The organism is Halorubrum rutilum (assembly GCF_024494565.1).
The window spans coordinates 145906-172896 of sequence record NZ_JANHDN010000006.1 but is presented as its reverse complement, the minus strand read 5'-3'; the positions used below and the strand labels follow the sequence as shown (position 1 = coordinate 172896).

The following is a 26991-nucleotide window of genomic DNA, read 5'->3' as shown; positions in this document are numbered from 1 at the left end:
TGCTTTGGATTCATCTGTTTCAGAGAACCCCCATTAAATCCGGCCCTATATCCCCAATCACGTCTATTTTGTTGGCGTAAGTGAGCCCAGTCGCATCCGATAAAGTATCCAGTTCGGTCGGTATTGGCCTCTTTTTGTCAGTTCCTCCCGGAATCTCCCAGTCGACACGAGAGTGGTCTGAAATTACGGTCTCCCCCCTGTCCAGTTGTTCGATATATCGAAGTGATATGGAAAGAGTCCGTACGTGAGGTACAGGACCAGACGAGGTGTGTAATGTCTTTAAAATCCTCAACAGACCCCCGTCTGGATTCCGGGTGTATATCAACTTAGGAGACCTGTCTGTTGGGTCTGCCGCGGTCTCAGGTCACGGTTTCGCCTCGATATCCCGTGTTCTGCCCTGAGAAATCTACTGGATTAGGTACTAATTCGACAGATCTATCGAATGCGTCAGTGTCCCATCCCACCGAGAGGCTGATAATGTGGGAACATTGGGTGTGGGAGGTGTATACCGAGTGCCATCAGTCCGTGCGCGAACAACACGTACCCCAGCACAACGAACACAACGCCAAGCAACCGATGGACGCGACGCCGGTGGGCAACGTCGATCGACTGGATAATCGTTCCATAGAGGAAGACGGCCGGGATCGTCCCGATACCGAGGGCGCCGAGAGCGATTGCCCCAGTGGTCGGGGATCCGCTCGCGAAGGCGAACAGATACGCGGGATACAGCATCGGGCAGGGAAGAAGCGCGTGGACGGCGCCGAGGCCGACAATACTCGGGCTATTCACGTGTCGGTGAACTCTCGTCGCAAGCCACGACGTGACGCGCTGTACGCCGGGTATTCGGATATCGTCTCCACTCCCCCCGATGACGTACCGAACGCCCGTCGCCACGATGAATCCCCCTACCGCGAGACCGACAGCACCCCGCAGGAGATCAGCGATCGGTGTCAGCTGGTCAGCGGTGACGAACACGACGCTCCCAAGCGCACCAAAGAGGGCCCCAAAAATTGCGTACGTCGTCGCCCGGCCGACGTTGAACAGGAAGTGTTGGCGAACCTCGTAGGTCGTGAGATGACCGGCACGCCCGTCGTTAGCTGTCACCGTCCCGCCGTCAGGCTGCGGCGTCATCTGCTTCGAGTACATCGTCACAAGCGGACCGCACATCCCGATGCAGTGTGCGCCGCCCAGCACGCCGATGAGAACGAAGAGTGCGACGTCAATCCGGAGGAGCGACTCGAGCATAGTCGCTCTCGGTTGTGTATGGGCTTGTGTTGTCTGGTGTGTCTCTCGAACAAGCCCGGACAGATTCCGCCAACGTGTTACGATAGGCGAAAAAGAGGTCGTGCTAGGCTAGAGACATTCGCAAGCATCTGGAGTGTAGCTTGGCGCAACAATTCTTCACAGTGGATGCGAATACACCAACAATGACAGACGAAATCGACATCCCAACCGAGCCGCGGGCTGCGGTCGACGCACTGGCGACTCACCTAACTGCGACCGCAGATCGCCCAGTACCGCCAGCGACGAACCGATGGCTCGGGGAGGCTGAAGCCGTCGCCCGCGATGCTACTAGTGACGATCTTGACACGCAAACCAGACAGAAACGGGTTCGGCAAGTTGCTACACTGCTTGAGTCGGCTGACGAAACGGACGATTCCGTCGCCGACCGCCACATCGAAGCGGCGATTGAATGCTGTCGAGTCGTTCTCGCTAACGAGTGACAGCAATCCCGCTTATACGCAATAGCCCTCTCGCCACATATTAAATTCTACTAGGTAGAGAAACCAAATTAAACTACACAAAGTTATTCACTTTCGTTAAAGAAACTAGTATAAGTTACCAACGAGTGTTCCAGCGCACCACACTTATATTCGTAGTCTCTGAAGAATACTTTGATGAGTTCAAAACAAGACGACCTCAAGGAGACGAACACCGAGGCCCGCTTCGAGTTCAAGAAAGAGGAGAAATCCGCCTTCAAAAGCGAGAAGGGGCTCACCGAGGAGACAGTCCGCGTCATCTCGGAGGACAAAGACGAGCCGGAGTGGATGTTGGAGTGCCGCCTGCGCGCGCTCGAACAGTTCCAAGAGATGCCGATGCCGACCGACTGGCCCGGCCAGCCGGACCTGAGTGAGGTCGACGTCGACGAGATCGTTCCCTACATCCGGCCCGACGTCGACGTCCGTGCCGGCGTCGACGACTGGACGGAACTCCCGGACGACATCAAGGACACCTTCGACAAGCTGGGCATCCCGGAGGCCGAGAAGAATGCGCTCTCCGGCGTCGGCGCCCAGTACGAGTCGGAGGTCGTCTACCAGAACATGCAGGAGCGCTGGGAGGAGAAGGGCGTCATCTTCTGTAACATGGACGAGGCCGTCCAGGAGCACGAGGAGCTCGTCCGCGAGCACTTCATGACGAAGTGCGTCCCGCCGAGCGACAACAAGTTCGCCGCGCTTCACGGCGCCATCTGGTCGGGCGGCTCGTTCGTCTACGTCCCGGAGAACACCACGGTCGACATGCCGGTGCAGGCGTACTTCCGGATGAACTCCGAGGGGATGGGCCAGTTCGAGCACACGCTCATCATCGCCGAGGAGGGCTCCGAGGTCCACTACATCGAGGGCTGTTCCGCGCCGAAGTACTCGAAGTTCAACCTCCACTCCGGCGGCGTCGAGGTGTTCGTCGGCGAGGACGCGCACGTCCAGTACTCCACGGTGCAGAACTGGTCGAAGAACACGTACAACCTGAACACGAAGCGCGCCATCGCCGAGAAGGGCGGGCGCATGGAGTGGATCTCCGGGTCGATGGGGTCGAAGGCGACCATGCTGTACCCCTCGACGATCCTGAAGGGGCGCGGCGCCTCCGACAACCACATCACCATCGCCTTCGCGGGCGAGGGCCAGGACATCGACACCGGCGCGAAGGTGTACCACAACGCGCCGGAGACGAAGTCGACCGTCGAGTCGAAGTCGATCGCGAAGGACGGCGGCCGCACGAACTACCGCGGGCTCGTCCACATCGCCGACGGCGCCGAGAACTCCTCGACCGCCGTGGAGTGCGACGCGCTGATGTTCGACAACGAGTCGACGTCGGACACGATGCCGTACATGGAGATCAACGAGTCGAAGGTCGACGTCGCCCACGAGGCGACCGTCGGGAAGATCGGCGACGAGGACATCTTCTACCTCCAGTCGCGCGGTCTCGACGACGACGACGCCAAGCAGATGATCGTTTCGGGCTTCATCGAGCCCATCACGGAGGAACTGCCGATCGAGTACGCCGTCGAGCTGAACCGGCTCGTCGAGCTCGAGATGGAGGGTTCGCTGGGGTAATTTGATGCCGGAATGCACCCACTGCGGCGGACACGTCTCACAGCGATTCGTCACCGTGTTCGGGTTAGACGGTGGTGACGTAGTTGCCTGTCCAGCATGTTCCGGTCGGGCACATATCGCAGAGACGATCGTGGATCGGTACTAGTCTCTGACCATGGAACACTGCTTTGCGTGTGACACCGATTACGGGTATCTTGGGACAAGCCCACACGAGGGGTCCTGTCCAGCCTGTGACTCAACTGCTGTCACTCCCGCAGGCGACCTCAGGGTCGTCGACACGACAACGTGGGAGTGTGTGAACGGGCTCTCAACGATCCACGTGACAGCGATTGACGACCGATCACGTCGGTTTGAATTTGTTGTTGCGGCGCGGCGGGGACGAGGGAAACTCGTCTGTCTCGCGATCGATGGAGTGACAGTACCCACCGAGACAGTGTGGTCAGTTCCATCTGCGGTTGCTACGAGAGTTACCGCGCATGGTATCAGGATCAGCGACTCAACGCCGGCTCAGAGCACATAATGAACAGTACTGGCCAGACACACAGTCGAACGCGTCTGTTCTGCCCCGGTCACGAGAGGTGATTCGACTTGATGAACGAGCGCACTAACGAAGAGCGACCGGACACAGTTTCCCGCAAAAACGGTACTGATGCGCCCTCATCGAGCGAAACTGGCGACGGACAGTCTGTTACCGACGCAGTTTCGGTGGAGAATGGGGACGAACGGCACAGTCAGACTACGTGTCCGGAGTGTCACGGGCGACTTCGTCGAGCCGATGATGAGGTTGATGCGGTCTGTGACGACTGTGGACTCGTCGTTTCAGACGCGACGCTTGATACGAACATCAAACTGTACACGCCGAACGACACCGGCGATGAGGACTCCCGCGTCGGACCAGCAAGCACGAACCTCTTACACGATAAGGGGTTGTCGACGATGATTGGGTGGCAAAACACAGATGCGAAGGGGAACGCGCTGTCAGGAGAACAGCGACAACAGATGCGTCGCCTCCGACGGTGGGATGAGCGCTTCCGACGGCGCTCATCTGCGGATAGGAATCTCATGCATGCACTCGGTGAGATCAACCGCATGGCTTCCGCGCTTGGTGCGCCGGACAGCACCCGAGAGACAGCAGGCGTCATCTATCGTCGCGCACTTACGGACGGACTCGTTACGGGTCGAGCCGTTGAAAGCGTCGCCACTGCGGCGCTATACGCGGCGAGTCGCATGGACGGTGTCCCGCGCTCTACCGACGAGGTCTCGGCAGTGAGCCGCGTCGAACAAATTCGCGTTGAGCGGGCATATCGACACGTCTCACGTGAACTCGGGTTAGAAATCGCCCCGACAGACCCCCGTTCGTTCATCGGACGGATCGCGTCGGACGTGGAGTGTACGGACGCGACAGAGCGAGAGGCACGACGTCTCGCCGGAATAGCGGTTGAAAACGGCGTTCACAGCGGGAAACATCCGGTAGGCATCGCCGCTGGGGCATTGTACGCGGCCGCTAAGCGATGCGATGAGTCGCTCCGACAGACGGATATCGCTGATGCTACGGACGTGAGCGAGATGACGATACGGAACCGGTATCCTGAGATTTTGGCCGCAACAGATACCGAGGATGAGTAGACACAGTGAATGACAACGCTGCCACCGAACTCAGAGGCGTATCTGGCTAACCCACATACAAGCTTGCTGCTGTATGGCGATTCAGCACAGCCTCTTACCCACAAATATCCGATTCTTTTGTTCGATGCCGGACTGTTCCGCCAAAGAAAATAACTTTTCTTCGACTGACTGAAACCTGTCGACCTCTAGACTAGGTTGACGCTATCGACGAAGTGGGGAATCTGTCAGAGGCAAAACGCGTGGCTCGAAGGGACCATCGAGTCACGCGGGTTTTCGCTCTAAGCCAGTCGATCTGTGACTGATTCGATAATCGCGGTTGTCTTATGAAGTGTACCAGCGGATGTCTGTCGAGAGTCGCGCACACGTACATATACGGTATAGGCCATGAGAGGCGGAGTGGTCCGCGAGACGAAATATATTGATCCACTATTTATGTATATTGACAGACCTATGAACTCGGACTCGTCAGTTACTCGGTTTGATCCGACGACTACTCGGTCAGCACTCGACGCTGTATTCACTGCTGTCTCCGAGTTTAAAAATACAGATGCCAAAAATCTCCGGCGTCTCGACAGATATATCGACGCCGACACAATCAACCTCCTGTTTGGTGGTCCGGATAGTTCAACAACGCGTATTGAAGAGGGGACCCTTTCGTTTCGATACGACGATGTATTCGTGACTGTGACACATGACGGATGGATCGAGGTCGTCGACGCAGACGCGTTCCCCACACGGCCAGCACACCATAGACTGTCAGCCGACGCACGCGCACAGCAATCGACCGAAGCGGCTCTCGAAGCGGCGGCAGCGGCGTTTGCCGAGGCCGAAGAATACGTCTGGACCGCCGCTAGCAACGCTTCGGATACTGAACTCGGCGATCCGCTCTGGGCAGTGGTGGAGCAACTCTGGGCCATTCAGACATCGATTGACGACCTCACCGCGCAGTCGTCTTCGACTGAATCGCTGGCAACACAGACAGATGACCAGTTGTGACGAGATGACCGATGACGCACTGTTCAACCTCGGCATCGATCTCAACCGGGAAGAGACAGTAGGTGGCGCTATTGATCGGACACTGACTGCGGTCCGTACCACACTGGGGGACACAGCGATTACCGTGTGGCGAAGCCGCAACGAGCATGGTAGCAACCTTGAGAATGGCCAATCGCCGGAACAGCCGTCCCCACCGTTGTTCGGTTCCGAACGCCATACGGGTCGGTCGGATCGAATCCCTTCACCAGACGCGTCTCTAATCAAGCGATGTTTCACGGCTGATGCGCCGGTTCGAACTGACGGGGTGGCCGGACCAATCGCACCGGATGATAACCGCTGGCTTCCGCGTCAGGAACTTTTCGTTCCGATCGATTCCGAGCGTGTGCTATCGGTTGGCTGGGATCACCACGATCTCGCGACCGCGTTGGACGAGGCCGCTGTCCGTGATGTTCTCGAGCGAGCAGCAGAGTTACTCGCCGCGGCACTCGACCGTATTAGCTCCCAGACCCGTGACCCGACAGGCGAGATCGCCTCGGACATTCGCCTCGGTGCGTTTCAACAGGCGATCGAGGACGCCGCCGATGGCGTCGCCATCCTTGACGACGAGGCGTACGCCTATATCGACCAGACGCACGTCGATATGTACGGATTCGACAGCAAACAGGAGCTACTCGGTCGAAGTTGGCGGGAGCTATACGCTGCGGATGAAGCGGCACGGATCGAGAAGGAAGCTTTCGACGCGCTCGAACGCGATGGTCACTGGCAGGGGCGAGTAACGGGAAGTCGGCCAGATGGAACGACGTTCCCGGCGGAGCTGTCCCTGACGATGGTCACCCCATCCCGAATGGTCTGTACGGTGCGTGACGTGAGCGATCGTGAAGCACGGGAACATGAACTCGCATTAAAAGAGCGGGCGCTGGACGAAGCAGGGACCAGCATCCAGATTACGGACCCGACCCAACCGGGGAACCCGTTGGTGTACGTCAACGAGGAGTTTGTACAGCTAACCGGATACGAGCGGTCAGAGGCTCTCGGCCGAAACCCGAGATTCCTCCAGGGCCCCGGATCAGATTCGGAGACGACAAAGCGCATCCGTACGGCGATCGAAACCGAGCGACCAATAACGACTAAGCTGAGAAACTACACCGCGGAGGGTGAACCGTACTGGGCGAAGCTCTCCGTGACGCCGGTTCGAGACGCAAACGGAATCGTGACAAACTACATCGGGGTTCAACACGATATCACCGAGCAACGACGGCGGATCAGAGAGCTCAGAGACCAGACTGAGCGGCTGGAGCTCGTCCTCAGCGGGACGGAGACGGGCATCGGTGAGTGGGACTTCAGTACCAACACAGTCACGTTGGACGCCACTTTACGAGAGACGGTCGGAGCGAGCCCGACGACGATAGACGAATGGCAAGCAATAGTTTATCCGGAGGACCACGAACGTGCCGCTGACGCCCTGCGGCGCCCGATCGAGACCGGTGACCCGGCTGCTGAGACGATACGAATCGGGACGGATGACAGCGAAGTCACGTGGATAGATCTACACACCGTTGTGAGTGATGCGGGTGATGGCTCTGCCAGTGTGCTGGCGATGGGGCGAGACGCGACGAAGCGCTCCGAGCGTGTGAAATGGGCGTCGAAACTGTTTGATCAGGGCCCGCTGCTGTTCGTTCAAACTCGGGCCGTTGGCGGCGAAGCAGTCATTGAGGCCTGTGACCGGTCGTTTTCCGACGCGCTGGGGTACGAGCGCGAAGCGGTGGTTGGACAGCCGCTCAGTGAGTTTTACGACGATACCTCGGCCAATTCGCTCCAAACAGACGGCTACGAACGCGCGCTTAGCGGCGATCTCACCGTTGCGGAACGCACGCTCGTGACGACGGACGGCGACACGGTCCCGTGTCTGTTACGGGCGATCCCGCGCACCGTCAGCGACGAAGTCGTAGGTACCGATGTGCTGTTCATCGATATCTCTGAACGCGAGAAGTACACTCGGCGACTGGAGGCAGTGTTTAACAGCCCGCACCAGTTTACCGCGTTAGTCCGCCCCAATAAAATCGTGACTGACGTGAACGATACGCTGGTTACACGCATCGGTGTGGATCGGTCGACTATAGTTGATGAACCAATCGACAAATTCCCGTGGCTGAACCTTGATCCGAACCACAGACTCACGGTTTGTGAGGCGGTCAACCGCGCGGGTGACGGTGAACTCGTCCAGACCGAAGGAGAACTACAGGGTCCAGATGGTCTCGCACGCATCGACGTATCGTTCAAGCCGATTCGTAACGCCGCTGGTGAAATCACGCTGATCGCCGTTGAGGGGAAGGATATCACCGTGAAGACGCGACAGCGACAGCATTTACAGGTGTTCCAGCGGGTCGTCCGACACAACGTCCGCAACGATTTAAACAAGCTCGTGGGATGGACAACGATGCTCGCCGAGGAACCGGACGCTGACTGTCGTCAAGATCATCTCCGCCGACTGACGCGTATATTCGACGGATGGGAACGACTTACGAACAAAATGCAGGTGATCGATCGCGCGATACGGGAGATACCACACGACGAGTCGAGCGTTAACATCGCTGAGGTCACTGAAACGGCCGCAACGGCGGTACGAGATGACCACTCGGACGCAACGATCGCTGTCTCTGTCGACGCGACCGACGAGACAGTCTCACGATGGCTCACACACCCAGTTACCGAGGTGATAAAGAACGCGGTGGCCGCAGGAGACCGAGAAGACCCGTACGTCAACGTATCGGTGAGACAGGTCGACAACGGCTGGCTCCAGATCGTCGTGGCCGACGACGGGCCTGGCATGCCAGATATAGAGCGGGAGGTACTCGTCACCGGCGAAGAGACGCCGTTACAGCACGGTTCTGAGCTCGGGATCTGGCTGATTCGGATGTTAGTCTCGGTACTCGGCGGGGAGATCGATGTCGACGTGACCGACACAGGTACCGAAGTTGTGCTTCGCGTTCCGACGTCGTCAGCAAACCGTAATCTGGGTTTAGCCGTACCCGGGCAGATGTCCTAGGGGGCATACCGTACAAACTGCGAGGCGTGTGGAAGGGTCGGCAAAGCCCCGTCTCACAACGAGGGGCAGCGATCCGAAACCCAGCAACCGAGGCCGGGTTGTGACACGGACTCGTCGGGTAACAGTACCGTATTCACTCCGGGATAGACTCGCCGCCGTCTTCATCGACTATTCCGGAAGGCTGTCGGTCCACTGCTTGGGCCGCCGCTTCACTATCCGAGCACGGCGACGAGCCAACCACCTGCCATGTGGGGGCAACATCTCGCTTCCCACACACTCGCGCCTCAATCTGGCCGTCGTCGGTTCGCATCTCAATAACGTAATCGAAGTGTGCCGACCCAAACCAGCTGGAACTGTCGATGTCCCTCGCTGGTGGCAGGTGGATGAGCCCGCCGACGCCCTGATTTCGCCACTGACCGACCAGTTCGTGGAGGAACCTATCGAGTGCAGTCGAGTCATGATGCGCCAGCAGTTGGGTCAACGTCGCGATCGCGAATGTTCCCGTTCGATCACCTGTCGCGAGCTGCGTCGTCGCACGTTCGGCGGCGACCCCAAGTGAAGTGAGGTCACCGCACCGAACCGGTCCGGCGTCGGTAGTCGCGACGTCAACACCGCCGTCGGTCTCGGCACCAGGGGTAGAATCGATGACGAGAGGGTCCATCGTCGAGAGCCGCGAGCGAACCTCATGGTGTGGGTACTTCGTCGTCAACACCGCGCCCGTCTCGGTCATCGCCGCGTACATGGCGTAAAACAGGTCATCGTACAACTGGGAGCTCGGCGCGGCGAATCCAACAATGTCGTCGTGTTGGACCGCAACATCGGCGATGAAAGCCGGTGCGATCGTCTCTGGAGACGGGTGTAGAACGGCTTCGAAGGCCTCACCGGGATGCCTTTCGGCTGCGAGAAGCCGGTCAACTAGCTTGTTCCCGTAGTCGTCGACGTAGACGGAAGAGTCGACCCATGACGAACGGTCTTCACTCGTCGCAGTCGCGGCGGGTTCAGTGGGCCGGTTCAGATACTCGTACACCATCATCGTCAACTCAGACGGCTGGGCACTCACTCGGTCTCACCCGCTCGCGGCGGTATCGGGTATAGAGGACCCTCCATCGAGATTCGCGGCGCGTCATTCCATCCCGAACTCATGCGTTCTATTCTTTCAGTATCAATACTATTTCTACGCCCGAAGATATGTGGCAGGCAGAATAGATACCAAATATATCCGTGTCTTAGTAGTAGTCCACAACCGTTCGTCACTCGAAGAAGCCGCGGATGATCTTCGACTCCGCGGCGCGCAGATGCTGGTGGAGCGTCGACGAGGACACGTCGAACCGGTCGGCGAGATCGGCACCGTTGATACCACGCGGATCATCATAGTATCCTTCTTGGAGCGCTGTCTCGGCGATCTCCCGCTGTCTTCTCGTCAACTCTGTACTCCCGGCCGACCCGTCGCGTCTACCGGATGACCCGGACAGATGGCGCTTCGAGACGAGCTGACACGAACCGGAGACGGTAGACAACTCCTCGCGGACCCGACCGATCACCCCCGGGTCCCTGGTCCAGAACTCCAACACGTCAGCGTTCGGGCGGGAACGGACACTGCTCAGTTGTGTGTCTGTCCGCATGAGGACGTCGCGAACCGAGCCCAGCGACCGGCCCGGTGTATCTCTCATCCGCACGGCAATCTCGTGGGCGTTGCTACCGATCGAGTCAATACTGTCGAGTTCGATACCCGGCGTCGCCGCGACGTAATCACGAAACGCGGTCTCGGTGTAGCCGTCGACGCGGCCGGTTAGGTGAAAGTTTTCTCTGCCCGTTAGCGCGACGTGTTCGACGACAATCGTCCCGGACGTCGAGAGGCCCGGAAAGAGCGGCGACGGGTCCCGACACTCAAGATCGAAGGCGATCGGTGCGTTCGACGCGTTCGCAGACTCAAGCGTTGACAGTCGCATTCCGGCGGCGTCCGCAACCGCACCAACCGCTTGGCGTTCTGGTTCGGCGAAGCGCTCGGCGTCTGTACTGATGAACTCGGCGACGGCATAGACGGTCCCGTAGTGGCTCACCGGAACCGCGAGCGATTCTCGGTAGCCGAAATGGAGCAGTCGATTAAGCCACTCGCCGTGACTTCCCCCAGTCTCTTGTCCATCGACGACACGCTGTGGTTCGTTTTGTGAGGCAGCGGTAATCGCGGGAAACGCCTGCCCGTCGTTTTCGTACAGCTTCGACGGTCCACCTGCCTCGGACACTTCGACCGGGTCAATTCGCTCTGTGACCGGATCATACGTGCCAACGAACGCGTACTCCGCCACACGATTGCCGAAGCCGACAACCGCCTCACGCACTGCCGCCGATGTCTCCGCAGTCACGATCGCTTCAACTGTGTCAACCATCCCCTCCCACAGGTTCTGGTAGCGGTCCGCTTGCCGCTGGGTCCTGGCGACATCATTTGAGAGCCCCGCTATCGATGTCTCCTGGCGAAGTTGTGTGAGTGCTGCCGAGACCTGCTGGCTCACCGCCCGAATGAACGATTCCAACGTCTCGTCCCGTTTGTCGACGACTACGCTCAACAGACTCGTCTCACCGAGCTGTGTGACGAGTGCCTGCTTCTCGGCTGCGTCGTCCGCCTCGATAACGGCGTCGGCCGGGAGCCAGCACGTGTCGGACTCGGTGAACGCTCGCCAGAGGTCCGTCTCGCCCGGGTGAATTCGCTGTCGGCTACGTGATTCGGTGTTGTCTCCCGCAGTCGCAAGCCGCACCAACTCCCCTTTTGACGTATTGCGGTCGTATATCGCGAGTTCGTCAGCCGTCACCACTTCGGCAACCGCCTCGACGCACGCGTCAAACGCGTCTTCCGGATCCGTTGCTTTGAATACACGGTTGCTCACGGCGTAGAGGTTCGTCAACCGGCGCTGCCGGTCGAGTTCGTCACGCACATCGGTAAGATCGGTGATGTCGTTGGCAACGCCGAGTACCGCGTCCTCATCGCTGTCGGCCAGCTTGAATGGTATTTTCCACGTTTCTAAGATCCGCTCGTTGCCCGCGGCGTCGGTCAGCGTCTCCTCGGTGCGATGGAGCGGCTCGCCGGTCTCAATCACCCGTCTATCGTCGTCGGTGAATGCGTCCACCTCGTCGGGCTCGGCCGTGTAGTCGGCATCAGTCGAACCGATCATGTCCGAGACGGTGGTACCGTACGCGTCAGCGACCGCTTCGTTCGCGAGCAAGAATTCGCCGTCGGTGTTCTTCGCGAATATCAGCTGCGGGACTGTATTCATGACACGTTCGAGCTGATTGCGTTCTGACTCTATGCGGTCGCGCGCAGTACGTAGTTGACGTCGCTGCGCGACGAGTTCGATCGCCGTCTGGAGGTACTGTGTGACGATCAAAATGAGCTCGCGTTCGTCCTCGGCGAGATTGTCCGTTTCCGGCGACCCGACGAGAAACACACCATCGTCGTCGATAGGGACAATAAATTCGGTACCGATTGGCGTCTCCCGGTTGTGAACGCCCACCTCCGCGGCGACATTCGGATAGTATGCCGGCGTCCCAGCATCGAACGCCTCCCACGCAAGCGATTCACCAGGGCGGAATTGCGGTACCTCCTCGACAAGCGACGCTCCGCTACTGGAGACAGACACCGGAACGAGCACGTCGGTCGCGGTCTCCGCAGTTCCAGTCGGATTCGCTGTATCCGTTCCAGCAGGTTCGTGTGCCCAATACCCAGAGAACGGCCGATCAATAATCTCCGTCACTCCCTCGATGGCAGTATCAATCACTTCCTCGTAATTGTCTGCAGTCATCAGCTCTTCGGCAAGCGAACGTGTCTCCTCAAGGCGACGGAGTCGGCGTTCTTGTTCGGTGAGATCGAGATTAACGCAGGTGATTCCCCCGTCGGGAAGCTGTGCGAGGGACACGCGCTGTGTAATCGGCGTGCCGTCCCGTTTGACGCCGACCAACTCTCCGTCCCACGACCCCGTCTCCTCGACGACCGGGAGAACCTCGGTTTCGATTCGCTCGATGACGTCGTCCGCGTATATCTGCCGCCAGGTCCCGCCGAGCAGCTCCTCGGCGTCGTCGTACCCGAACATCGTGACGTGGGCGTCGTTGAGGTACGTGTACTCACCGTCACCGTTTAATAACGCAATACCGGAGGTCGTCAGGTCCATCGCGGCCGCCTGCTGTTCGAGCCGAGCCAAGTCCTCTATGCGTTCGCTGGCGTCTTGGAAGATTCCGAGGACGTACTCGGTGCCCGCGTGTGTAAACGTCGTTGACCTCACGTCGACGGGCACTGTCGACCCGTCGGCGCGCAGAATCGTTACCGGCTCCTCCGCGTCGGCGCGGACGTGTTTCTCCCGCCCGTCTTGGACTGCCTGAAACCCTTCTTGATGGCGCGTCTCAGTCTCTGGAGGGTGAAGTTCGGTCTGGTGCATCCCGATAAGCGAAGAGCGGTTGCGACCGAACAGCTCGGTCGCAGCCTCGTTTACCGCCACGACGGTTCCGGTGGCGGCCTCTGCGGCGAGGATCGGTGCTGGACCTTCTATCGCCAGCCGCGCGAGGAACGCGTCGGCTCCGTAGTCGGGAGACGTGGGTTCCGGACTCATCTTGTTATATAATTCACTATTCTGGACCAATTTGAGAGTATCGCCGTGATTGCCCATAACTGGATTTTACAGCCTAAGAGTGGGTTTCACAGGTAGTAGATTGATGTATTCATTATTGACAAATAAATATCTATTAAAATCGTTAATAAATGAGTTGAGAACCAGTACTGACTCTTACTCCGGGTTTTGAACAGCACAACATCTGTTGAATAGAAGGCACACATCAAATATATCCTCCGAGGTTATGGGTAGATGAGACTACAGTGGGTTTAGCGGGGTTGTGATCCGTGGTTTTAATCGAATCTGGTGGCCGAAACTGGTTCAGATTTCTTTCGAAAGAGATTGGATTCTTGGGTCCAGAAAAGAATCAAGTCAACCCACTGATTCCCGTCCAGTACGGGTTCTAGAGCGGCTAGTCGTCTGCGATAGCCTTAGTGTTCGGTATCTCTGGATGTGCTTCGGTCTGTTCTGACATTGGCATCCACTCCAAGGATTCCTCGTAGTGGAAGATGCGGTGATCCTGAGTCGGATCGACGACTGTTAGTGAGAGCCAGTTGTTGTCCAGAATCTCGGTCAGTTCTTCATGGTCGGCCAAGATATCGGTGACCCGCTCAACCGGCGCGTGGACGACCGTCGAGAGACGGAGTGGTTGGTGGTACGGTTCGTCGTCTGCGATCATCAGCGACTGGAGCGGGAGCCCAGCCATCAGGTCGCCACCGTTGCCCTGATAGACACCGACGTTGCCGACTGGATTCTGGGTCACCTTCGACCCGCTGCCGTAGACGGCGTTGTCGACCGTAGAGAAGTAGTACTGGGTGTTGATCCACTGGGTGACGACCATTGGGCCAGTTAAGATGGCCTCTAACGCGTCTCCGTCGGAGTCGGTCGACCAGTCGTACGAGTGGAGGAATGCACGCCCGTCGAAATCACAGCCGCTGGTCAACTCGCGGGGGCCGATCACGAATCCGGCGTTCCCGGCTAACCCCCACTCTGGACGCGTCTCGGCCCAGTCGGCGGCACGGCGTTCCGTTTCGGTGATGCCGGTCGAACCGTCGGCCCCCATCGCCTCGACACGCTCAGCCGTCGCGTGGTCGCGAGCAGTCGCAAGATCCGCGCGCAACTTGTTGAGGTCGTCCGCGTGACTTTCGGGTACGTCGTCCGCGAACAGGTCCACTTCGTCCGTCGTCGTGTTGTGCTGACCGGCTATGAAAACCGTATCCTCGGGGATGTCGAACCCGCGGTCGCGAAGTTCAGTCTTGACGGCGTCGTCGTTACAAATCTTCGCGAGAACGTAGGCACTCGGGCCGCCGGGGTTGCCCGCACAGGCACCGCAGTCCAGACTTGAGTCGTAGGGGTTGTTTGTGGTCTCGCTGGCGTGCCCCGCGAAGACGACGAGGCGACTGAATTTCTCGAACCCCATCAACTCGAAGGCAGTGGCGGCGTATTCGACTTTCTCCTCGGTGGTCATCCCCACCGGCAGGTTGCCGGAGTAGGTGTACTGGTAGTGGACCAGCGGTTCACAGAACTCGTGATCGTCGGGCACCAACTCCGCGGCGGCGTCAATCAGGTCGTGAATACGCGTTGGAACGAGCGTCCGGGCCGCGAGTGAGAGCCCGTAGCCGCTCCCAGCAGTCTCGACGTATCCGTAGGCTGTGGCGGCGTTAGCCTCCAGCATTTCGATGGCTTCGTCGGCGGCCTCGCGGATGCCTGCCCAGCGATCGTGGCGTGTCTGGGTGTCCCTGTCGGTGGGAATTTCGGTGATGCGGTGCTGCGGGTCCAGAATCGGTGGACAGGCATCGACCGACACGTCGGCATCGTAGCCCTGATACTCCATCGGGATGCCAAAGAAGCCAGCGTATCCGTAGGTTTCGTAGTTACCCGTTGACTCCATATGACGACGGATAACCTCCGAGCGGGTGTCGATACAGAAAACCAACTGAGCGTCCGGGCGGCCTGAGGTGTCGCTGTCGTCCATTGACTGACTTTGGGCCGCGACGGTCCCGATGAGATCTTCGCGGTAAGTCGCTTCCCACGCGCGCAGGAACGCCTGAGCGAGGTCATCCGCTGGATGCGCCTTGCCCACATCGTTCGAGGGCTCGATGTTGGCGTCGATGGCGTCCAGTAGCGCCAGACGCGCTGCAAGGTATCCTTCTAGCGAAATCGGGTACGTCGACTGCCATACACCCTCGTTTTCGGCGCGCTGCTTGATGAACCCGGTCCACCCCGGGAGTGCAGCCAGCTGTTTCTCGAGGATGGGTACCCACTGGCTCTCAGGGTACGACTTCAGGACCACCTCAATGGCCTCGATTGGCGCTTCGGGCAAGTCGGCGACAACCCCCTCGTCGGGAATTTCGCTGTCGTATTCGGTCATTCCACGGAAGGCGGTGTAGAACCCTGCCTCCCGGTTCGGCATCGACCAGTGGGCACTTTCTTCATCGAGGAAGGCTGACAACCACTTGGTCAGTACCTTGTCGACGTGGTCCGTGATGGTGTCCGCGTCGCTATTCTCGACGTCGGCCGCGTCGGCCATACGGTCGAGTAACGTCGCTGGGTCGTCCTCGTAGCCTGCTTCAGCGAGCTCCCCCTCAAGGAGTTCCCGGTCGATCTGACCGCGTTCTAGCGCCGCCCTGAATGTCTCGGCGCTAGGGTAGCCACGGCCACCCAACAGAGCAGCGGCCTGTTCGACAGCCTCTCCAAACGGCTGGCCTTCAAACCCTGAGAGAGGGTTCGCCGTCACAAACGAGTGAATAGGCCAGAGGGAGCCGACGGTAGTCGCTGCTTCGTCGATATTGTCGCGGATAGTGGATTCAGTATTCATTGTACTCCTCCGTGGAAGTCAGTAGAGTGTTCGATGACGGTTGGGTGGCGTTCAGCAGTGCCACGTAGAGCCGTTGGCTGTGTTCATGTACCCCGCTCTCAATAGCGATGTAGATGCCGACGAAACCGACAGCGATGACCCCGTGGAGCAGGGTCAGTTCGGTCGTTGCCGTGCTGACAGACAGGAGGTTCGAGACCCCCTCATAGACAACGGCGTAGATAACGATGGCCGGGAAAAACACCAGCGGGACGGCACCGTAGCGGGCGAGCGTCGGAAGTGAGGTGTGCTCAACTGCGCTGCGGGCCGCGTGAAGCGTGGTAAAAACGACGAAGAAGGTCAACAAGAGGCCGCTGTCGACGCTTGCTCCCTTTCCTGTCAGCACCGTGAACACCATGCCACCGGCGAGACCGGTCAGCAACGCCACGACGAAGCCGACGGCACTCGTCATCCGACCGATTGTGTGTTCGGTGGTCTCGCTCGGAGTCGTGTGTTCGACCTGTTCACCCGAACTGAGGAACTGATAGGCCTTATAGAATCCGTGTAGAATGAGATGGGTGATCGCAGCCCCGAAGAAACCGAGACCGGCCTGCATGATCATAAAGCCCATCTGACCGACTGTCGAGCAGCCGAGTTTGCCTTTGATATCCGTTTGGACCGACTTCAGGAGCTTCCCACCGCCAGCACTCGCCGCACCGATGGCGACCACAGCGAGCATGAGCGTGGAGTCGACCGTAATAACCGGGGCGAAGCGGGTCAGCAGGATACCGCCCGCGTTGACGAACCCGGCGTGCATCAGCGCAGACGCCGGCGTCGGTGCGGTCATCGAGGAGAGCAGCCAGCTGTGGAACGGGATAAGGGCAGACTGGATCATTGCCGCGAGCACGAGCGCACCGGCTGCGACGAGCCACACCGAACCACCGAGCGTGTCGGCGGCTGCGCCGATTCCGGAGACCGTCGTCAAGCCGGTCGTCCACCACAGCGCCGTTAGTGCGATCCCAAGAAGTACACTACTAGCAAGAAAGTACTTGCGAGCGACCATTGCAGCAGCTTGTGCCTGCTTCCAGCCCCCATTGATGCCGATGAGCTCGGCCATCACTAGACCCATCGCCACCCATAGGAACCCGAACAGTGCGACGTGATCGGCCGCAACGAGTGCCATCACGGTTACCGTGAATCCGAACGTACCGATGAAGAATCTCGTTTTGTAGGTGCTCCCTGCCATGTAGCGGCGCGAGTAGCTGTGAACGATACCGCTGAAGAAGGTAACCACTACCCACATCAGCACAGTCAAGCCGTCGATGGCAACCAATCCGGGTATTTCCCACACGGCACCAAACCTGATTTTGACGATGAGGACGACGATACTTGTGACGAACAGCGACCACACGAGCCATGTTAGTGCACCAGGCACGAGCGGCGAATTCGCCGTCGTGTCCGGGAGCGGTCCGACCATCGGTTTCGAACTGTGTCCTGACATCGTTCAGCCCATCGTACGACTTATTGCGGCACCCGAGACGATCCTGCCGGGTCCGCATCTGGTCGTCCCTGCAACCTCCTATGAACAGACTGTTTGTTAAAGCTATTTGTATTCACAAACTGTTCAAAATAAGGCCATAATAGAACATTATAATTTCCAGCGGTGTGCAGAGATACCCAGTAATGTGGGTCAGGTCAGGAGGCTTGCGACACGTATCGACGCATCGTCAGGGAGACGAGCCCGAATTGTGGTCGGGTCTGTCACACCGTCTAAGGCAACCAGATACCGCCTGTCCGGGAACGAATTATACACACCGTCCTGATCATGCACGTAGCCAGCAATCGTCACCGACGAGGGGAAGGCCTGCTGGAGAAATTGGACCTGTTGGCGAACATTGTATTCAGTGAGTCGGTACTGTACCGTCTGAAGCGACAACGATTCCGTTAAGACTCCCTGCTCGAATCCCTTTCCGACGAGCGAGCGGAGCGGCTCCAACCGGGCTTTGATCCCGACAGGTGACTCTGTGTCGGGAGCAATCCATCGCTCATAGGCGTCTCCGAGAACCTCACAACTCGTGTGTCCCACAACGAGGACTGCTTTGATGTCATGCTGGGTTCTGAGGTGTTCGATAGTGCTGTCTGGAACCGTTTTCCCCTCGTAACGTTCCTGTGTCTGATTTCCGAGAGTCTCAACGCTAACGACGTTCCAAGTAGCGTCAACCGGCCATAGCGGTTCACTGAGCTTGCAACTGCTCATTAAGCACGAGATGGCGAGTGCCGTCTGCGCGTCAGGTTCGTGTCCCATGCCGCTTCGAGACCCGGCCCAGTCTTCGACTGACTCGATGACGGAGTCGAGCTTATTTGCGTTCATACCGCGCTATGACACCTCTGCTCCGACCCATTACTGTCAACGTCGGCCTTCTTCGACCATTCTGCTTTTTGAATTGGCATTACTTTACCAAATCGTTCGTTATGTTCATACAAAAAATCATATTGTTATCGGCCGGGCGGTATTAGCATGGAAGCACTCTCTGGAACTGTCCTCGTCGGCCGTTCGTTCAAGCCGATTCGGGGTCGTGTTGTTATCGAAGATGGTCAGATCGAGTGTTTTGAAAAGATGGAAACAACATCGACCGATATCATACTGCCGGCGTTTGTCAACGCTCATACGCATCTTGGTGACTCCGTCGCGAAGGAAGCCGCTGTCGGGTTATCGCTCGACGAAGCAGTGGCACCGCCTGACAGTCTGAAACACCGACAATTGGCGGCTGCTGACCGTTCCGACTTGGTATCAGCGATGCGCCGGACGCTCCGATTTATGGAGCGAACGGGGACAGTTGCCTGTTTAGACTTCCGAGAATCCGGTATTGCCGGGGCACGCGCGCTCCGTGAGGCGGCAGCGTCCGTTTCCCTCGACCCGTTCATCTTCGGGAGCGGAAAGCAGTCCGTCCTCGATGTTGCCGATGGGTACGGCGCCTCCGGGGCGAATGACGGCGACTTCACCGAACAGCGTGCTGCCAGCCGGAAACGCGCGGTGCCCTTTGCAATCCACGCTGGCGAACCCGACGCGACAGACATCCATCCGGCACTCGATTTGGAGCCAGACCTCCTCGTCCATATGGTGCACGCAGAAGAGGACCACCTGCAGCGAGTTACAGAGCAGTCAGTCCCGGTGGCGGTCTGTCCGCGTGCAAACACCGTTCTCAACGTTGGAACCCCTCCAGTACGGGAATTACTCGACCACACGACAGTCGCACTCGGGACTGACAACGTTATGCTGAATCCCCCGTCGATGTTTCGGGAGATGGCGTACACGGTAAAGCGGTTCAACGTGACCGCTCGAGAAGTGTTACGGATGGCGACGACGGCCGGTGCCGAAATCATCGGACTCGACTGTGGTGTCATTGCCCCCGGTCGGCGCGCAGCACTCCTCGTCCTCGATGGAGACTCGGACAACCTGACGGGTTCTGTTGATATAGTACAGGCTGTCGTTCGTCGCGCGACCGAGGTAGACGTCAAACGTGTTCTCGTCTAGGAGTCGTCTCCCCTCTGAGTCTTGGAATTGAATTTTCCGAAGGGCGTCGTCTCGTGACTCCGAACAAGGACTTCATCGGCAACGGTGAGCCCCATATCGAGAAGCTCCTGTGCAACCGGTGTAATATCGCTGTCCGTCTCGCCGACTGCAGTAACAAGGAGGTTCTCTTCACCAGTGACCAACTCCTGAACTGATACCACTCCATCAATATCCAGAATATCGGGAACGAGTTCACCACGTTCAGGGATCGAAGCGGTACAGTAAAGCAGCATTCGGAGCGGATAGCCTGATTTCTGATAATCGACGCTGGCGCTGTATCCTTTAATTATGCCATCAGATTCGAGACGTTGAATGCGCTTGCGGACAGTACTATCGGAGGTACTGGTCCGTTCCGCAATGTCTCCAGATGACATGTTTCGGGCGTCTTCTTGAAGTGCATATAGGATCGCTTTATCGACATCATCGATTTCCTCGCCAGTCATATCAGTAGATCCGTGACAAGGCCACTTTACCTTTGTACGTTGCATGAGTATGCAATAGAACTCTCCACTCGCTTCCCCCGGCACTCTCAACAGGTTCTATCATACAATAAGATACTGTGCTATCGTGAGGGAGTTGGTCGAGTGAATGTGTATGTATTGAAAAGATCAGTCTCAACTTCCCTCGCGCCGCCAGGAGTCGAAACTACTCTGTGTTTAACAGGGCTATGATGTATGATTCGGCTGAAGGCGCGATCAGAAACTGTTTCGAATCGGGGTTTCGAACTCTGAAAAGCCCGTCATCGATACTCCGAGATCGTTGGATACGGGACGTAGTAGCTGATCTCATCGATCCATATCGACAGCCATTCTTCAGCAGTGGCTTCATCGATCTTTCCAGCATCGATTGCAGCCACCAGAACCCCAACCGACCCGACAACGGTCACCCCTTGGTCTTTCGCAAACGATCGTGCATCTCCGTCGTCTGTCAGCAGTCGACCGTCGTGTGCGTCGGCGAGAGCGAACGCCTGTGCTTCCCCGGGATCGAGATGCCCACCAGCAACGGCTTCTCTGTTTGCGACAGTATCCGAAATCGTCGCGACAGGGATTTCGTTATCAAGCGTATCCAGTGCTCCCTGGAGATATGGGTGGTTATCAATGCCGTGTCCGAGCTCCTCACGAACGACTGGTACCGTACAGATTCCAGAGAGGTCAGCAACTACCCACAGTTGATCGATGTACGCAAAATTCGAGAGGACAGTCGTGTTCAAGACGCTCGGGTTCGCTGGGAGATCGTTGCCTGTCATTTAGCACGTGGCTCCTCATCGGCCGAGTCCTCATCATCGAAGTCGAGTTCGCGTGCTGCCTCTACCTCGTCGGCTGCGTCGTCTTCATCAACAAGCCCGAGGCGAAGTTCAACACCGTGCTCGCGGAGAATGTCACGCATCGTCCAGCGGTCGACATCGGCGAGTCTCGCAGCATCACCGAGAGTGATCCGTTCGCGTTCGTAGAGGGCCACCGCAGCTGCAATACGTTCGTTCTCGTGGTCCTCGAAATATTCACGCACGAACTCTCGCAACGCATCACTCTTGCCCCCGAACACACCAGCCTCGACAGCACCCTCGATGAGGAGGTCGAGGTCATCCGGGTAGGAGCCGGTAATTCGTGCCATCGTTCTATCCCAATCTACGTCTTCATACTATTTATGAACTACGCCAGAATGCCACATGCATTGGGACTATCAGTCTCAACTTCTGTCAGGGCTACTCTATGCGAGGTCACCGCTCACCGAGTTCCGAAAGCCGGGCCTGGATTTCCTCAGCATCTGCCTCAGAGAGCGCCTCAGCACCGAACTGGACGAGTAACGGGTAGAAGTGACGATTCTTCTTAAACTCAGTTTGGCCCGCCTTGCGAAGCTTCAGCTGAGACTCGAGGTAAGTATCCTCCATCTCGTTGAGGACATCGTCGGGGATGTAGATCGTCCGCCCGTTCCACTCGTCTTTGATGTTCGTTTTACTCGTTTTGTTCGTTTCACTCGTTGAGGTTGATTCAGTCGTTTCAGGTGCGGAGCTGGGTTCTACCTCCTCATCCGCCTCACTCGTTTCGGCCGAATCAACCTCATCGTCCTCTTCTTCGTAGTTACCTTCGATGCCGGATGCATCACCCCAGCCGTCGGTCATGCTTTCACCCCCTCAGGCGCGGTCTTTTCGAATGTCTCATCGAACAGGTCGGCGATTTCGTTGAACAGGTTACGCGCATCCTCGACGCGTTGGTTCTCCTTGCCGAAGCCGAAGACAGAGACGCCGTCGCCGATAGACTGTGAGAGGTCGGTACGCTTCGGAATTTCGAAGAGTGGAAGCGAATATGCCACCTTGATCTCCTCAATAGTGTCTCGGTGCTCGCTATTCTGCTCGACACGATTACAGACAATCGCGAGCCGATTGATATCGCCGTACGCCTGTTCGAGCGAGCTCAGCTGCTTCGCGAAAATTTGGAGGCTGTTGGCGTTGAGCTTCTCGGGAATGACGGGAATGACGACGTTGCCGGTCGCGACCAGGGCGTTGTCGGTGAGTACGTTCAGGGATGGCGGCGTGTCAACGAGGATATAGTCGTAGTTCTTATCGAGCTCGTCGAGCGTCATCTCCAGTCGTTCTCGACTCTTTGGCGCCTCAAGCAGCGTCTGGATGTTCTTGTTGTTTGCGAGCTTCTCGCTTGCGGGGAGGATATCAAACTCCTCGTGCTCGACGATGAGATCGTTTACCGATTCCATCTGGTCGAAATCAAGAACGTCGAACAGCGTTGTACGGTCGGTATCGTAGTACAGATCGTTGTAGCCAAGCGAGCAGGTGAGTCCCCCGTGGTAGTCGATATCGACCAGGAGGACATCGTGGCCTCGGGCGGCGAGTGCGCCGCCTGTGTGAATAACGTCGGTTGTCTTCCCAGCGCCTCCCTTCTGATTCGCCACCGTGATTCGTGCGGTATTGGTATCGGCCATTATCTTCGTTTCTCTCGTTGTGTTCGTTTCGTTCGTTTTATTCAGTGTGTTCGGTGAGGGTGTTTCACTCGGCGGGAGGATTACCACGATATTAAAACTAAGTGTTCGTTACACTCGTTGAAGCATATTCACTCGTTTTCATCAACCCATTCATTTTATTCGTTTCATTCGTTTCGATCGTTTTGTTCGTTTCGTTTGTCGTTCTGTTCATCGAAGATGGGGCAGCCAGTTTCTCCACACCAATTCGTTCTCCAGAATGCGCCCATTACATTCGTTTTTCTCATTCTGTTCGTTTCGCTCGTTGAATTCGTTATTGTCGTTTCGGGCGTTTTCACCAGGGATCAGGACTACCTCCGGGATGAAGAGAGATCGTGCTTCATGGGCAGTCGAGTACGACTTTTAACTTTCATCGGATTATTGGTAACTTCCTGATGTATGAGTTGCCCGACGACACGGCAGCACAGACTATCCTTGCCATCAAGAGTATGAAGCGGCGACGCTAGGGCATTCTCAATCGCGACGGTTCACCCGTCGTGGTCAATGTACTTAGCCTCCCATTCGGCTCGCGCCTCGATTTCTCTGGTGCCTCGACGAGTGGTGGTGTACTCGTTAGTTCGTCGATCGCGCTGACTTTTTTCGACAAGTCCCTTCTCAACAAGCGTGTCGAGATTCGGATAGAGCCGCCCATGATGGATCTCTTTTTCGTAATAATCCTCGAGCTCGTCTTTGATTGCGAGTCCATGTGGATCATCAAGCCCGGAGATTACGTACAGCAAGTCGCGCTGAAAGCCTGTGAGATCATACATACCCTCTCTTACGTATTCGAGTTTTGAAATACTACTGATCTTCGAAGTATAATTCTAATGAACGCTCCAGACTACTCGTAGTAGCTAATGCGATCAACAACTTCCGCGAAGGCGACATTCTCGCGGACATCAGTGATCTCGATAGTGACACGCTCACTCTGTTTGGTATCGGGAACAATAACGACGAATCCGCGCTCAACACGGGTGATGCCGTCGCCCTGGTCACCAATATCTTCGATTTCGACAGTGCGTTGTTCTCCTTCCTCGACAGGGGGCGTCTGTGACGTTTGCTGGGGCTGTGGATCGGTGTCAGTAGTGGTGGGCTCGCTGGTGGTGGGTGACGGCAACACAGCGACACGGTACGTTTCGTCCGCCTCTAGGTCGCCCAGGTGGAGCTCTTGCTCCGGTACCTCAATGACATACGACCCGTTGCGCTCTTCGACTTTCCGTAAACTACCCCACCCTACTTCGCTCGCCCCATACGGGGTTCGCTCGTTGAGAGTAGGGCTTTGATGTGGACTCCCAGCAATCAGTCGCCAGCAATGGGCTGGTGACTCTTGCCGTTCAACGTCCCACCATTCACACGCACGTCTACTGGTGCGTCTCCGCTCCCCGACGTGGGCGAGGAACGGAGGCTGTGTCTCTGTTTCCGGGCGTATCGAACCCCGATATTCTTCGCTGCATTGTAGTCCGCGTTGACCTCGTAACCGCATTTCTGGCACTCAAAGTGTTCTCCGTGGCGGTTGTCTTCATGTGTGAACCCACAGTCCGTCCGAGAACAACGTTGGGACGTGTGGTTCGGCTCGACCTGCTCCACGGAGACGTCTTGTTCTGGCGCTTTGTAATCGACATACTCGGCGAGGCGTCGGAACGCCCAGACGTGGTGCCACTTCGCCTGTGGAAGTCGCTCACGGATGCCCGTTAACTCCTCGAACACGATTACGTCACAGTCGTGTTCGACGGCTTCCTCGACGATCTCGTTGGCAACCGTGTGGATGTACTGTTTTCGCCATGCTTCTTCGCGCTTTCCGAGGCGAAGCAACGCGTTGTGAGCGGCCTGCGTGCCGCGCTGTTGTAGCTCACCACGCCGCTTCTCAAACTCGCGGCACCAGTGGTCGTAGTCGTCACCTTGCCAGAAGCGTCCCGTTGAGGAGACGGCGAGACTGTTAACCCCGAGGTCGATACCGAGGACTGTTTGGTGCCCGGTATCTTCCGAAACCTCGGACTCGTCATCATCGTCCTTCCGGGTTGTTATGTGGAAGTAGAACTCGTCAGTCGCCTTGTCGTATTGGAGTGTGCTCGCCCGGAATTCATACTTGTCCGAGAGAACGTACTGTTCGTAGGGCGTTGGGCTGTCCGCTGGAAGTTCAAACTCGCACTCAACCCGCCCATTGACGGTTGAGAGTGAAACTTTGTTCCGATAGAACGTCGCACTCCGCTTGTCATAGAGCATACTCCACGACGTGAACTCCGGCTGGCTCACACGCTTGCCCTGTTTCCACCGTTCGACGCACCCTTTCGTCGCTTGGACGGCGCGTCGGATGGCTTCTTGAACGAGGTTCGCTGTGAGTTCAGTTTCTTCCCGCAGCTCCACGTAGAGTGCGTCTCGCGCAGTTGAGTTCACCGTGACGCAGTTCGTGTAGGAACGGTCGTCCCAACAGAACTCGGCAGCACGATTTGCGCAGTGAAGGAACTGTCGCGCGGATTCGTGGAGGTCGCCGTACCGCTCATCAGGAACGATGAGTTTGACCGGCGCGGTTCGACGCACCTCCATATTTCAGACTAATACTTGACGGTACTAATATGATTGGGAGTCGGGTAGCTACTGTCGTGCGGTTGTGTCGTCGGTTGTCGGTTTCCTCTCCGACCTACTCGCTCGCTACACTCGCTCCCTGAGGTCGGAGGCTCCACCTTGAATTATGCTGAAATCTCCATTTGTAGACCGTACACCGCATACGCGACGAACCACACATTATTCTGCTGTCTCTCTACTCCGGGGCTACAACGTCCTCACACGCCGGACACTCGGTCCACACGCCCTTTGTGCCGTCGTCCTTCTCGTACTCAACGAGAATCCACGCTTCGGATATGTCCTCACCACATTTCGGACACCGACCGAGGGGCGATTCGTCAGCGTTCATGGAAGGGGTGGAAGGAGCGTGTGACAGTGTTCCTTCCAAATGGATATCTGCTGGTCTTGAACCTAAGCCTTTGGCGGCTTTGCGGGCCAAACACACTAGGTTTCCAGTGGATGTAGGCTACTAGTCTGATTAACCAACATGCGCTCTTTCTCTACTCTGTTGGTTAAGATTGTGCTCGATCGCCACCCAACTTTCAAAGATTCGAACTCCTCGCGAGTGGACCGATCTGTCCCTTTTTATTCGCTCTTGGACAACCCAGCGTGAATGTCTCGACGACAGGGATCTCTAACACCAACCCAAACAGTGGAGATTGCCACACTCTCAGGGGTTGCTGGTGTTCTCGTTGCCGTTCATCTCTTCCTCCCCAACCCTCTCCGATCGCAGTTCCTGTTCACATACGGCGAGCCTACTGTTGTCTCGGCCTGGACTGCGGCGATCCTCCACGATAGCGTTTCACATCTAGCGTCTAGCGTAACGTGGTACGTGATCGTGATGGCATCGGCGTACGCACTCACTACAACGTGGGAGCGTCGACGTCCGTTCTGGTTCGCTGTAGTCGGGTGTCTCGTGCTCGCGCCGCTAGTGACAAAACTCGCAGATTACTGGCTGTTGAAACTGCAGTGGAATCTTGTTGCAGACGCGTCGACGGCACGCGGGTTTTCCGGGGTCGTGAGTGCGTTCGGTGGATTGCTGTACGTCTCACTCGCACGTACAGTGACCGAGAGGTATGGCTATGCCGCCGGCGTCGTGACGACGGGAACAATTGTCCTCGGAGCGCTCTCCGCGCTCGCAATAACGTCTGCTGTGCTGTCTCCATCTGTAGCTGTCATCCTTTGTACGATTGCAGCCTTCGCGATCGGAATCGGGATTGTCAGAAACAGGGCTAAAATTCCGACGTGGCGGGCATGGGCTTGGTCACAGCGTGATGGACTCCTGCCTATCGTAGTTGCCTGTGTAGTAGTGGTCGTACTCCTTTCGCAGCTATTCCAAGTCCAACTGGATGAAACGGGGCGATTTGTCAGCGTAATCGCTCATGGTACAGGGTTTGCGACCGGCATGATCGTTACTGTACTCGGGCTCATCGCGGAGTACATCGGCCACCGATCGGCTAAGAAACCGGGTAACCGCTTGGGGACATCAACTGAGTGAT

23 protein-coding genes are annotated in these 26991 nt (G+C 57.4%); 8 read left to right on the top strand and 15 right to left on the bottom strand.

What is annotated here, in order from left to right; all coding sequences use genetic code 11:
* Positions 1-447: 447 nt before the first annotated feature.
* Positions 448-1245: a sulfite exporter TauE/SafE family protein gene (locus NO900_RS13730; protein WP_256409784.1), complete on the bottom strand. Its 798-nt coding sequence runs from the start codon at positions 1243-1245 to the stop codon at positions 448-450.
* Positions 1246-1427: 182 nt separating this feature from the next.
* Between NO900_RS13730 and NO900_RS13725 the strand changes: the two genes are divergently transcribed.
* The 6 genes from NO900_RS13725 (at position 1428) to NO900_RS13705 (ending at position 8997) form a co-directional block, all read left to right on the top strand.
* Entirely contained in the window at positions 1428-1724 is a 297-nt protein-coding gene (locus NO900_RS13725; protein ID WP_256409783.1) for a DUF8152 family protein, read from the top strand.
* Positions 1725-1898: 174 nt separating this feature from the next.
* Complete coding sequence (gene sufB, locus NO900_RS13720; RefSeq protein ID WP_256409782.1) at positions 1899-3329, top strand: Fe-S cluster assembly protein SufB; 1431 nt, start codon at positions 1899-1901, stop codon at positions 3327-3329.
* Positions 3330-3333: 4 nt separating this feature from the next.
* A complete protein-coding gene (locus NO900_RS17625; RefSeq protein WP_425492674.1) occupies positions 3334-3474 on the top strand; it encodes a DUF7563 family protein in 141 nt (46 codons plus the stop codon).
* Positions 3475-3920: 446 nt separating this feature from the next.
* Complete coding sequence (locus NO900_RS13715; RefSeq protein ID WP_256409781.1) at positions 3921-4955, top strand: transcription initiation factor IIB; 1035 nt, start codon at positions 3921-3923, stop codon at positions 4953-4955.
* A gap of 450 nt (positions 4956-5405) precedes the next feature.
* Positions 5406-5951, top strand: coding sequence for a HalOD1 output domain-containing protein (locus tag NO900_RS13710; RefSeq protein WP_173228524.1), 546 nt, complete (start codon positions 5406-5408; stop codon positions 5949-5951).
* Positions 5952-6333: 382 nt separating this feature from the next.
* The gene (locus tag NO900_RS13705) at positions 6334-8997 is read left to right on the top strand and encodes a sensor histidine kinase (RefSeq protein ID WP_256409780.1); all 2664 of its coding nucleotides are present in this window, start codon (positions 6334-6336) and stop codon (positions 8995-8997) included.
* A 133-nt stretch (positions 8998-9130) separates the two neighbouring features.
* Here the strand turns inward: NO900_RS13705 and NO900_RS13700 are convergent, their stop codons facing one another.
* The 5 genes from NO900_RS13700 to NO900_RS13680 form a co-directional block, all read right to left on the bottom strand.
* On the bottom strand, positions 9131-10030 hold the full coding sequence (locus NO900_RS13700) for a DUF7504 family protein (RefSeq protein ID WP_256409779.1): 900 nt from the start codon (positions 10028-10030) through the stop codon (positions 9131-9133).
* Between the two features lie 217 nt (positions 10031-10247).
* On the bottom strand, positions 10248-13592 hold the full coding sequence (locus NO900_RS13695) for a PAS domain-containing protein (protein ID WP_256409778.1): 3345 nt from the start codon (positions 13590-13592) through the stop codon (positions 10248-10250).
* A gap of 412 nt (positions 13593-14004) precedes the next feature.
* Positions 14005-16410 carry a DUF2309 domain-containing protein gene (locus NO900_RS13690; RefSeq protein WP_256409777.1) on the bottom strand — a complete coding sequence of 802 codons (2406 nt, stop codon included), beginning with the start codon at positions 16408-16410 and terminating at the stop codon, positions 14005-14007.
* On the bottom strand, positions 16400-17887 hold the full coding sequence (locus tag NO900_RS13685) for a proton-conducting transporter transmembrane domain-containing protein (protein ID WP_256409776.1): 1488 nt from the start codon (positions 17885-17887) through the stop codon (positions 16400-16402). The genes NO900_RS13690 and NO900_RS13685 overlap by 11 nt, the downstream gene beginning before the upstream one ends.
* A 189-nt stretch (positions 17888-18076) precedes the next feature.
* Entirely contained in the window at positions 18077-18757 is a 681-nt protein-coding gene (locus tag NO900_RS13680) for a carbonic anhydrase (protein ID WP_256409775.1), read from the bottom strand.
* Between the two features lie 147 nt (positions 18758-18904).
* Between NO900_RS13680 and NO900_RS13675 the strand changes: the two genes are divergently transcribed.
* On the top strand, positions 18905-19921 hold the full coding sequence (locus NO900_RS13675) for an amidohydrolase family protein (protein WP_256409774.1): 1017 nt from the start codon (positions 18905-18907) through the stop codon (positions 19919-19921).
* Here the strand turns inward: NO900_RS13675 and NO900_RS13670 are convergent.
* From NO900_RS13670 to NO900_RS13630, 9 genes are all read right to left on the bottom strand, one after another.
* Complete coding sequence (locus tag NO900_RS13670; protein ID WP_256409773.1) at positions 19918-20403, bottom strand: Lrp/AsnC family transcriptional regulator; 486 nt, start codon at positions 20401-20403, stop codon at positions 19918-19920. The two genes, NO900_RS13675 and NO900_RS13670, sit on opposite strands and share 4 nt — an antisense overlap.
* 296 nt (positions 20404-20699) lie before the next feature.
* Positions 20700-21206, bottom strand: coding sequence for a PIN domain-containing protein (locus NO900_RS13665; RefSeq protein ID WP_256409772.1), 507 nt, complete (start codon positions 21204-21206; stop codon positions 20700-20702).
* Complete coding sequence (locus tag NO900_RS13660; protein WP_256409771.1) at positions 21203-21571, bottom strand: UPF0175 family protein; 369 nt, start codon at positions 21569-21571, stop codon at positions 21203-21205. The genes NO900_RS13665 and NO900_RS13660 overlap by 4 nt, the downstream gene beginning before the upstream one ends.
* 106 nt (positions 21572-21677) lie before the next feature.
* On the bottom strand, positions 21678-22079 hold the full coding sequence (locus NO900_RS13655; protein WP_256409770.1) for a DUF8160 family protein: 402 nt from the start codon (positions 22077-22079) through the stop codon (positions 21678-21680).
* Positions 22076-22894: a ParA family protein gene (locus NO900_RS13650; protein WP_256409769.1), complete on the bottom strand. Its 819-nt coding sequence runs from the start codon at positions 22892-22894 to the stop codon at positions 22076-22078. Before NO900_RS13650 ends, NO900_RS13655 begins: the two co-directional genes overlap by 4 nt.
* A gap of 524 nt (positions 22895-23418) precedes the next feature.
* Positions 23419-23700, bottom strand: coding sequence for a helix-turn-helix transcriptional regulator (locus NO900_RS13645; RefSeq protein WP_256409768.1), 282 nt, complete (start codon positions 23698-23700; stop codon positions 23419-23421).
* 71 nt (positions 23701-23771) lie between these two features.
* Complete coding sequence (locus NO900_RS13640) at positions 23772-24116, bottom strand: TRAM domain-containing protein (RefSeq protein ID WP_256409840.1); 345 nt, start codon at positions 24114-24116, stop codon at positions 23772-23774.
* A 113-nt stretch (positions 24117-24229) separates the two neighbouring features.
* Positions 24230-25474: an RNA-guided endonuclease InsQ/TnpB family protein gene (locus tag NO900_RS13635; protein ID WP_256409767.1), complete on the bottom strand. Its 1245-nt coding sequence runs from the start codon at positions 25472-25474 to the stop codon at positions 24230-24232.
* 214 nt (positions 25475-25688) lie between these two features.
* A complete protein-coding gene (locus NO900_RS13630) occupies positions 25689-25841 on the bottom strand; it encodes a DUF7837 family putative zinc-binding protein (RefSeq protein ID WP_256409766.1) in 153 nt (50 codons plus the stop codon).
* Between the two features lie 264 nt (positions 25842-26105).
* On the opposite strand from NO900_RS13630, the gene NO900_RS13625 reads away from it, so the two are divergent.
* Entirely contained in the window at positions 26106-26990 is an 885-nt protein-coding gene (locus tag NO900_RS13625; RefSeq protein ID WP_256409765.1) for a hypothetical protein, read from the top strand.
* The last annotated feature ends 1 nt before the right edge of the window (position 26991 follow it).